This window comes from Flavobacterium phycosphaerae (assembly GCF_010119235.1).
Taxonomy (GTDB): domain Bacteria; phylum Bacteroidota; class Bacteroidia; order Flavobacteriales; family Flavobacteriaceae; genus Flavobacterium; species Flavobacterium phycosphaerae.
Map to the genome: position 1 here is coordinate 3,142,480 of NZ_JAAATZ010000001.1, position 10,763 is coordinate 3,153,242.

The window sequence follows — 10,763 nt, forward strand, 5'->3', positions numbered from 1 at the left end:
AAATGGCACAGGTTAACCCTTATTTAATTTTTAACGGAAATTGCGAAGAAGCATTTCTGTTTTATCAATCCGTATTTGGCGGAACTTTCCCTTATATGGGAAAATATAGTGAAATGCCTAAAATGGATGGTTGTCCGGAGGTGAGTCCGGCGGATGCTAACCGAATTATGCACGTCTCCTTACCTATCGGGAATACTATCCTGATGGGAGGTGACAGCAATGCTGCAAGTGGTGATGTTGCTTTTGGAAATAATTTCCATGTATCCATTAACACCGACAGCAAAGAAGAAGCTGACCGCATTTTTAACGGATTATCAGCAGGTGGCGAGCCCTTTATGCCTATGGACAAAACGTTTTGGGGCGCCTACTTTGGGATGTTCAAAGATAAGTTCGGCATTCACTGGATGGTCAACTTTGACGAAAACGAAAAATAAAATACAATGAAAAAGAAAACCCTTTCAGCAATTGAAAGGGTTTTTTAATACTATTATTTTAAAGCGACTGAAACTAAATTCCGGCTACTGCTTTAATTTCATCTATAATTCGTAACGCTAAAGCATCGGCTGCCTCCTGTGTTGGTGCTTCGGTATAAATACGAATAATAGGTTCAGTATTGGATTTGCGCAAGTGCACCCATTCGGTAGCAAAATCTATTTTAACGCCATCAATAGTAGAGATATTTTCGTTTTTATACTTTTCGGTCATACCTACCAAAATAGCATCTACATCAATTTGTGGTGTCAATTCTATTTTATTTTTGCTCATATAGTATTGCGGATACGAGGCTCTTAGCTCCGCCACAGTCATATCTAAACCGGCTAAATGAGTTAAGAACAAAGCCACACCCACCAAACTGTCACGCCCGTAGTGCAACTCCGGATAAATAATCCCTCCGTTACCTTCTCCTCCTATTATGGCATTGGTAGACTTCATTAACTCCACCACATTCACTTCACCTACAGCACTGGCTTGATAACTGCCCTGGTGTTTGTTGGTAATATCGCGCAGGGCTCTTGAAGAGGACATATTAGAAACCGTATTGCCGGGTGTTTTACTCAACACATAATCGGCACAAGCCACCAAGGTATATTCTTCGCCAAACATTTCGCCATCATTAGAAATAAAAGCCAAACGGTCAACATCCGGGTCAACTACAATTCCAAAATCAGCTTTCTCTTCTACCACCAATTTACAGATATCTCCCAAATGTTCTTTCAAAGGCTCAGGGTTATGAGGAAAATGACCATTCGGCTCACAGTATAATTTCACACACTCCACGCCCATTTGTTCCAATAACTTCGGAATGATAATCCCTCCGGATGAATTTACGCCATCAACTACTACTTTGAATTTTCTTTTGGCTACGGCTTCTGCATCTACCAATGGTAATTCCAAAACCTCATCAATATGAATATCCATGTAAGCATCATTCATCGTAATTTCGCCCAAACTGTCTACATCCGAAAAATCAAACGCTTCGGCTTCGGCAATTTCCAAAATCTTAGCCCCATCGGCTCCGCTTAAAAATTCTCCTTTGGCATTCAACAACTTCAAGGCATTCCATTGTTTCGGATTGTGAGAAGCTGTCAAAATAATACCGCCGTCCGCTTGCTCCAAAGGCACGGCCACTTCTACCGTTGGTGTAGTCGACAAACCTAAATCAATCACATTTATGCCTAAACCAATTAAAGTATTCACCACCAAATAATGAATCATAGGTCCGGAGATACGGGCATCACGACCAATTACAACGGTTAGTTTATCTTTTTGTATGTTGTTTTTCAGAAAGGTTCCGTAAGCCGAAGCAAATTTCACGGCATCTACCGGCGTTAAATTATCGCCCACTTTGCCGCCAATTGTTCCGCGAATTCCTGATATTGATTTGATTAGAGTCATTTTGATTCTTTTGAAATTGAATGTTAAATTTTAAATGCTTACAAATATAAAGAATGGTGTTTTTCAATTCTAATTTAAAATTCAAAATTTATAATTTAAAATTGCTAAATTAGGCACATGAACTTCTTAGCTCACATCTATCTTTCCGGCGAAAACGATTTGGTAAAAATCGGAAACTTCATGGCGGACAGCATTCGGGGCATTCTTATGAAAACTATCCTGAAGAAATCAGAAAAGGCATTTTACTGCACCGTTCTATAGATAGTTTTACCGACATGCATCCTATTTATCGTCAAAGCAAGCATCGCTTACATGAAAAATACGGGCATTATTCAGGCGTAATCATGGATATTTTCTACGATCATTTTTTGGCCAAAAATTGGAAAACCTATTCAGACGAAAAACTGGAAACCTATGCCGAAAATTTCTATACGCTGTTAACCAACCACCAGGAAGTACTGACGGAAAGAGCCAAAGGAATGCTGCCATATATGATTGGAAGGAATTGGCTGGTGAGTTATGCCACCATTGAAGGGCTGGAAATGATCATGTTTCAAATGGATCACCGCACCAAGAACAGAGTGGACATGCACGAATCAATAGTAGAACTCAAACAATTTTACACCGAATTTGAAAACGAATTCACGCTGTTTTTTGAAGAATTGCGAAAACATTGCCAACAAAAGCTGGCAGAACTTTAAAATTGACGGCAGTTATTGTATTTTAGCACTTCAAAAGTTTGAAAATAATGCCGTCGAACAAAGCTTCCTTTTTTAAAATTATTATCCGAAGTATTTTCAGAAGAGCCGAACACATGGTTTTTCTGCTGAAGGACAAATTAAGCGAAAGAAACTTTATCTATTTCGCCAGTGTGGCCGTGGCCATTACCTGTTCGTTTGCCGTAATTATACTAAAGAGTTTTGCGCACAATATTTTCCTTTGGGCCAATGATATCAATGGGTTTCTGAAACTTCCTTATATCAACAGTTTACTGCCGATTGCCGGTATCCTGCTGACCGTTTTTGTGATTCGGAATTTCCTGGATAACAACTTGGAAAAAGGAAGTTCAAAAGTACTGTATGCGGTAGCCAAAAAAGGCGGTATACTTCCCAAAAAACAAATGTATGCCCAAATAATCACCAGCTCTTTAACAGTAGGACTCGGAGGTTCTGCCGGATTAGAAAGTCCGATCGTAATTACCGGAGCGGCTTTTGGTTCCAACTTTGCGCAAAAATACCATTTATCACAAAAAGACAGAATACTGTTGTTAGCCTGTGGTGTGGCAGCCGGAATTGGTGCTGCGTTCAACGCTCCCATTGCCGGAGTTTTATTTGCTATCGAAGTGGTTTTGACCGATATAACTATTTCGGCTTTTATTCCGATTATCATTTCGGCCGCGACCGGTGCTTTGATTTCAACGGTAACCTTAAGTCACGATGTGATTTTGAATTTTGAACAAACCCTAAAATTTGATTACCACAATACACCTTACTATATTTTACTGGGCATTTTGGCCGGATTGACTTCTATTTATCATGCTCGGAATTTTCAAAAGATTGAAAAGTTTTTCGGCAGCTTTAAAAACAAAGGCTATCGTAGAGCGCTTTTCGGAGCTTCTATTTTGGCCATTTTAATTTTCTTTTTCCCCACCTTGTTCGGAGAAGGTTATGAAACTATTAAGACCCTGGCCTCCAAAAATCCGAGTGTTTTATTGGATAATACCATGCTTGAAAAGTTTAAAAGCAGCGAATGGGTGTTGTTGGCTTTTGTTGGGGTAACCATGCTCTTAAAAGCGTTTGCTACCGGTTTAACATTAGGTAGTGGCGGTAACGGTGGAAACTTTGCACCTTCGCTTTTTGTGGGTTCTTATCTGGGCTTTGTGGTGGCAAAAACGGTAAATCTTTTAAACTTCACGCATCATTTACCTATAGCCAATTTTACCATTGTAGGCATGGCCGGAATTTTGAGCGGATTGTTTCATGCCCCATTGACAGCCATTTTCCTTATTGGTGAGATTACCGGAGGCTACGATTTAATGGTCCCATTGATGATAGTGTCTTCGGTAAGTTTTGCGGTTTCCAAACAGTTTGAAAAGCACTCCATGGATGTTAAAAGTTTGGCCGATAAAGGCGATGTATTTACCAGCGACAAAGACAAGAATATCCTGCAAAGTATTGATTTTTATAATTTGGTACAGCAAAATTACAGAACACTGACCCTGCAAGATTCGCCCAGTGAAGCCGTAACTATTTTTGCTACCACCGACCAAAAAATAATCCCGATTATTGACGAACATAAAGTGCTGATTGGTCTTATCGATTTTGATGAAGTCAAAGCCTTTATTTTCAATCCGAATCATTTGAAATTTATGACGATGAGCGAAATCATCAGCCAACCCAAAGAATTCCTCTTGTTTGAAGACAAACCGGAGAAAATCATGAGGTCGTTTGAAGTGTCCAAAAGTCCTATTTTGCCGGTTATTCACAAAGGAAAATATTTTGGTTTTTTATCCAAAATTGATGTCCTCGAAAGTTATCGTCAACGCTTAAAAGAGATGGTGATTGATTAATCTTTTTTACTAATAACTTCTACTCCTACTGTTTAAAATTTCCTTCCAAAACACTACCTTTGCGTTTTGCCAAAAATGCTATGCTAGATACAGAAAACACCATTGAAGTTCTCGGCGCCCGAGTTCACAATCTGAAGAATATTGATATTACTATTCCGCGTGAAAAACTGGTCGTTATTACCGGTCTTTCGGGTTCGGGAAAATCATCTTTGGCCTTTGATACTATTTATGCCGAAGGACAACGAAGATATATTGAAACTTTTTCTGCCTATGCCCGTCAATTCCTTGGTGGTTTGGAACGCCCTGATGTAGATAAAATTGACGGTCTTTCTCCGGTAATTGCCATTGAGCAAAAAACCACCAGTAAAAGTCCGCGTTCTACAGTGGGAACGATTACCGAGATTTATGACTTTTTGCGTTTATTGTATGCCCGTGGTGGTGAAGCCTACAGCTATGTGACCGGCGAAAAAATGGTTTCGTATTCCGATGAGCAAATTAAAGATTTGATTATTCAGAATTTCACCGGAAAACGCATCAATATTTTGGCACCAATAATTCGAGCTCGTAAAGGGCATTACGCCGAGTTATTCCAACAAATTACCAAACAAGGTTTCCTGAAAGTGCGCGTCAATGGTGAAGTACAGGACTTATTGCCGGGCATGAAACTCGACCGTTACAAAACCCACGATATCGAAATTGTCATTGACCGAATGGTGATTGAAAACAATGAAGAAAACGAAAAACGTTTAGCTGAAAGTATCAAGACAGCTATGTATCACGGCGAAAATGTATTGATGATACTAGACCAAGACACCAACGAAGTGCGCTATTTCAGTAGAAACTTGATGTGTCCTACTTCCGGGATTTCGTATCAAAATCCGGAGCCGAATTTGTTTTCGTTCAATTCACCCAAAGGCGCTTGCGAAACGTGTAAAGGTTTAGGTACTGTACACGAAATCAATCTGAAAAAATTATACCGAATCCAAAACAATCCATCAAAAATGGGGGATTTGCTCCTTTGGGCGAATATAAATCATCTTGGATTTTTAAGCAATTGGAAATCATTGGTGAAAAATTTGATTTCAAAATTACTGATGCCATTGACACCATTTCCGAAGAAGCGATGCAGATTATTTTGCACGGCGGGAAGGAAAAATTTTCAGTAGAATCAAAAACATTAGGCATTACCAAAGAATACAAAATTGAGTTTGAAGGGATTTCGCATTTCATCAAAAACCAATTTGACGAGAGCGGCTCTACTTCAATCAAACGTTGGGCAAAAGAATTCATGGATGAAATTGAATGTCCGGAATGCCACGGGTCGCGTTTGAAAAAAGAAGCTATGTACTTCCGCATTCACGAGAAAAACATCTTCGATTTATCGACTATGGACATATCCGATTTATCGCTCTGGTTTGATGATTTAGACAAACATCTATCCGAAAAACAAACGATTATTGCGTCCGAAATTGTCAAAGAAATCAAAGACCGTTTGCGCTTTTTAGTAAATGTGGGACTCAATTACCTGTCCATAAACCGGAGTTCTAAATCGCTTTCGGGCGGAGAGGCACAACGTATTCGACTGGCTACCCAAATTGGTTCGCAACTCGTTGGGGTTCTTTATATTTTGGATGAACCGAGTATTGGTTTGCACCAAAGAGACAATGAAAAACTAATCCATTCGTTGGAACAGTTAAGAGATATAGGCAATTCGGTTTTAGTTGTTGAACACGACAAGGACATGATAGAACGGGCTGATTATGTGATTGACATTGGTCCCAAAGCGGGAAAATTTGGGGGAGAAATCATCAGCAAAGGAACACCGGTCGAATTACACAAAGAACACACTATGACGGCCATGTACCTAAATGGTGAAATGAAAATTGAAGTACCCCAAAAACGTCGTGAAGGCAATGGAAAGTTCTTGAAGTTGACAGGAGCCACCGGAAACAATCTTAAAAATGTTTCCATAGAATTACCATTAGGAAAACTGATTTGCGTAACCGGAGTTTCGGGTAGCGGAAAATCGACTTTAATAAACGAAACACTGTATCCAATTCTGAATGAATATTATTTCAACGGCGTCAAAAAACCACAACCGTACAAAAAGATTGAAGGTTTAGAGCACATTGACAAGGTCATTGATATTGACCAAAGTCCGATTGGCCGAACACCACGAAGCAATCCGGCAACTTATACCGACGTGTTTTCGGAAATCAGAAGTTTGTATACGCAAACGCCGGAAGCCATGATTCGTGGGTATAAAGCAGGACGTTTCAGTTTCAATGTTTCGGGCGGAAGATGCGAAACTTGTGAAGGTTCGGGTGTACGAACTATTGAAATGAGTTTCCTGCCGGATGTTTATGTTGAGTGTGAAACCTGTCAAGGCAAACGTTTTAACCGAGAAACTTTGGAAATACGATACAAAGGCAAATCGATTTCGGATGTGTTGAATATGACCGTGGATGAAGCCGTTTCTTTCTTTGAAAACATCCCGAAAATTTACCGTAAAGTCAAAACCATACAGGATGTCGGATTGGGTTACATCACTTTAGGCCAACAAAGTACCACGCTTTCGGGCGGAGAAGCCCAACGCATTAAATTGGCCACCGAATTATCTAAAAAAGACACCGGAAACACCTTCTACATCATGGACGAACCCACTACAGGTTTGCATTTTGAAGACATTCGAGTGCTGATGGATGTGATTACTAAATTGGTAGATAAAGGCAATACTATTTTGATTATTGAACACAATATGGATGTCATTAAACTAGCCGATTATATAATCGATATCGGTCCCGAAGGCGGAAAAGGCGGTGGCGAAGTAGTAGCCAAAGGCACTCCCGAAGAATTGGTAAAAAATAAAAAAAGCTACACTGCACAGTTTTTGAAAAAAGAGTTAGCATAACCTTAAACAATCCATGGAAGGAAAAAGAATTGATTTTTTAGATGGGCTACGCGGCGTTGCAATTATATTAGTTGTGTTGTTTCATGCCTATTCCAGATGGACTTCCGTCGTTCCGTATGGTGACAAATTCGCTTCCTTTCCTGTTTTTAAAGATGGGTATTTGGGCGTGCAACTGTTTTTTCTCATCTCGGGTTTCGTGATTTTAATGTCGCTGGAGAAAAACACAAACATCCTCACTTTTTTGTATAAACGTTGGCTACGGTTATTTCCGGGGATGCTGATAGCGACTGTTTTAGTGTTTACCACTGCTTTTCTTTTATATGAAAGACCTATGGGAAAACCGGATGTATCGTCGGTGATTCCGGGGTTGTTTTTTATTGACCCATTATGGATTAAGGCAATAACCGGCAACACTATACAACCCTTGGAAGGTGCCTTTTGGTCTTTGTTTGTAGAAGTAAAATTCTATATAATCTTCGGATTACTTTATTTTTATTTGGATAAATTCAAAGCTATAGTCATCCTGACCCTTTTATATCTTTCCTCTATCTATCTGAATACTCACCAGGACAGCTATTTTTGGCCGGTTTCTGATTTTCTTTCGCTTGAGTATTACGGGTGGTTTGCCGGCGGATGTGCCGCATATTTGTTTTTCAAAACACAAGAACATAAATACTTTTTATTTGCTATCATCGTAACCGTAATAGAATTATACATGATGAAAGCCGGAAATCGAACACTGGCATTTGGAGTTTGCTTAGCGGCATTATTCTATGTCCCTATTTACGTTGAAAGATTCAGAGTTTTTTTTACCAATTCAATTTTACTTTTTTTCGGTTTTATCAGTTATCCGTTGTATTTGGTTCATGAAAATGCGATGATAGCTATGATTGTGAAACTGGACAAGAACATAGCAGGCATACCTTTTATTTTATTGCCTGTAATTCCTATACTTATTTTATGCGGAATCACATATCTTATAGCGGCGAAAGTAGAACCTTATGTGAGAAAAATGATTGCCCGTTAACCCATATTGAACGTAGTAAACATTCCGTTATATTGGTTAGCGTATTATAAAAAAAAGAGTATTTTTGCGCGTTTGCTTTAACCATAAAATTTACAATAAAAAAGATAACAATGATGAGAGACGAATTTCTAAATGAAGACGATAAAATTCAGGAAAAATTAAAACAAAAAACCTGGAACGAAATAAGAACCAACGACTCTTGGGCGATTTTTAAAATCATGTCCGAGTTTGTAAACGGTTACGAAAGCATGGCGCGCATTGGGCCTTGTGTTTCTATTTTCGGTTCGGCAAGAACCAAACCGGATACCAAATATTATTTATTGGCCGAAAAAATTGCTTATAAAATCAGTAAAGCAGGTTATGGGGTTATCACCGGTGGTGGTCCCGGAATCATGGAAGCCGGAAACAAAGGAGCCCACAACGGTGGTGGTACTTCGGTTGGTTTAAACATCGAATTGCCTTTTGAACAACATTACAATCCTTACATTGACAAAGATAAAAACCTGAATTTTGATTATTTCTTTGTGCGCAAAGTAATGTTTGTCAAATACTCCCAAGGTTTTGTGGTCATGCCGGGTGGCTTTGGTACATTAGACGAATTATTCGAAGCGGTTACCCTTATCCAAACTAAGAAAATTGGTAAATTCCCTATTATCTTGGTTGGAACCGAATTCTGGTCCGGGCTAATTGATTGGATAAAAACCGTGATGATTGAAAAAGAACACAACGCGAATCCGGATGACATGAACCTCATTAAAATTGTGGATACCGAAGACGAAGTGGTGGAAGCGTTGGATAATTTCTATAAAAAATACAACCTCAGCCCTAACTTTTAATACCAAAAGCCTGAACTTAGCTTCGGGCTTTTTTCAATATATTGCTCTACTGACGCTATGTTTTTTAATTCGTTTCATTTCGCAGCATTCCTTCCTATAGTTTTTTTACTGTACTGGTTTGTTGGGCATAAATCGAAAATCAATCAAAATTACATTTTAATCCTCGCGAGCTATTATTTTTACTCATGTTGGGATTGGCGCTTTCTGTTTTTGCTGGTTTTTTCTACCTTATTGGATTATGTTTCAGCAATGAAAATAGAACAAAGCAAAACGCTGTCCGAACGAAAAATGTGGCTCTGGCTTTGTGTTGTGATTAATGTGGGTTTCCTTGGTATTTTCAAATACTACAACTTCTTCGCCGATTCTTTTGCCGAAGTATTGAACGGTTTCGGATTACATACGAGTCCTTTATTATTAGACATTATCCTGCCGGTCGGCATTTCATTTTATACTTTCCACGGTTTATCCTATATCATTGATATTTATTACGGAAGAATCAAATCAGAGAAAAATTTTGTCGATTATTCCCTGTTTGTTTGCTACTTCCCACTGTTGGTGGCCGGTCCCATTGAACGGGCGACACATCTTTTGCCACAAGTCAAAAAACGACGCAAATTCAATTTTAACAAAGCCAAAGAAGGTGTTTACCAAATCGTTTGGGGCTTGGTTAAAAAAGTCGTTATCGCTGATTCGTGCGCCATCTATGCCAATGCGGTTTTTGATCATTACCATTCAATGAATTCCTTATCGTTGCTGTTAGGAGCGGTTTATTTTGCGTTCCAGATTTACGGTGACTTTTCCGGTTATTCCGATATCGCTTTAGGAACTTCTAAACTCTTTGGTATCGATTTACTGAAAAACTTCAACTATCCTTATTTCTCCAGAGATATAGCCGAGTTTTGGCGCAAATGGCACATCTCTTTAACCACTTGGTTCCGAGATTATTTGTACATCCCATTAGGAGGCAGCAAAGGGTCAAAATGGCTCAAAGTCAGAAACACTTTCATCATCTTTTTGGTCAGTGGTTTTTGGCACGGCGCCAATTGGACATTCATTGCATGGGGACTTATCAATGCCTTGTATTTCCTTCCGCTGTTATTGTTGAACCGAAACAGAAAAAACCTCGACGAGTTTGCCTTGGGCTTCAACTTTGAATCCATCCGCATTCTTTTCAACATCTTGATTACGTTTGGTCTTACGTGCTTAGCTTGGATATTTTTCAGGGCCAAAACCATTACCGATGCTTTTCAATACATCAAAAGATTGTTTGAAAACGGTATTTTCTCCGAACAGTATTTCGCTATCGAAAGATACAATTACGAGTTACTGCCATTAGTACTGCTATTCATTGTTGCCGAGTGGAACAGTCGAAACCAAATTGAACCGATTTCAGGAAAATTCAGTTGGTTAAAATTAGGCTTGTGCTTAGCCGCTATAGTAGCCTTGGGCGTGTTTTCTGATTATAAAGAATTCATTTATTTTCAATTCTGATGAAACAGTTTCTATACTTCATATTAAAAACGT

General features: G+C 39.1%; 6 protein-coding genes and 2 pseudogenes. 7 read left to right on the plus strand and 1 reads right to left on the minus strand.

What is annotated here, in order from left to right; translation table 11 throughout:
* The first annotated feature begins 2 nt into the window (after positions 1-2).
* Positions 3-434 (plus strand): VOC family protein, encoded by a 432-nt coding sequence (locus GUU89_RS14015; RefSeq protein WP_162128493.1) that lies wholly within the window; start codon positions 3-5, stop codon positions 432-434.
* Between the two features lie 73 nt (positions 435-507).
* Here the strand turns inward: GUU89_RS14015 and glmM are convergent, their stop codons facing one another.
* The gene (gene glmM / locus GUU89_RS14020) at positions 508-1,896 is read right to left on the minus strand and encodes a phosphoglucosamine mutase (RefSeq protein ID WP_162128494.1); all 1,389 of its coding nucleotides are present in this window, start codon (positions 1,894-1,896) and stop codon (positions 508-510) included.
* Positions 1,897-2,073: 177 nt separating this feature from the next.
* On the opposite strand from glmM, the pseudogene GUU89_RS14025 reads away from it, so the two are divergent.
* The 6 genes and pseudogenes from GUU89_RS14025 to GUU89_RS14050 all read left to right on the plus strand — a co-directional run.
* Positions 2,074-2,597: pseudogene (locus GUU89_RS14025) on the plus strand (acyl carrier protein phosphodiesterase); the annotation flags it as partial.
* A gap of 47 nt (positions 2,598-2,644) precedes the next feature.
* Positions 2,645-4,465: a chloride channel protein gene (locus GUU89_RS14030; protein WP_202924469.1), complete on the plus strand. Its 1,821-nt coding sequence runs from the start codon at positions 2,645-2,647 to the stop codon at positions 4,463-4,465.
* Positions 4,466-4,545: 80 nt separating this feature from the next.
* Positions 4,546-7,376 (plus strand): annotated as a pseudogene (uvrA, locus tag GUU89_RS14035) (excinuclease ABC subunit UvrA).
* 13 nt (positions 7,377-7,389) lie between these two features.
* Complete coding sequence (locus GUU89_RS14040; RefSeq protein ID WP_162128495.1) at positions 7,390-8,403, plus strand: acyltransferase family protein; 1,014 nt, start codon at positions 7,390-7,392, stop codon at positions 8,401-8,403.
* 113 nt (positions 8,404-8,516) lie between these two features.
* Positions 8,517-9,239 carry an LOG family protein gene (locus GUU89_RS14045; RefSeq protein WP_394350926.1) on the plus strand — a complete coding sequence of 241 codons (723 nt, stop codon included), beginning with the start codon at positions 8,517-8,519 and terminating at the stop codon, positions 9,237-9,239.
* 57 nt (positions 9,240-9,296) lie between these two features.
* The gene (locus GUU89_RS14050; protein ID WP_162128497.1) at positions 9,297-10,730 is read left to right on the plus strand and encodes an MBOAT family O-acyltransferase; all 1,434 of its coding nucleotides are present in this window, start codon (positions 9,297-9,299) and stop codon (positions 10,728-10,730) included.
* The last annotated feature ends 33 nt before the right edge of the window (positions 10,731-10,763 follow it).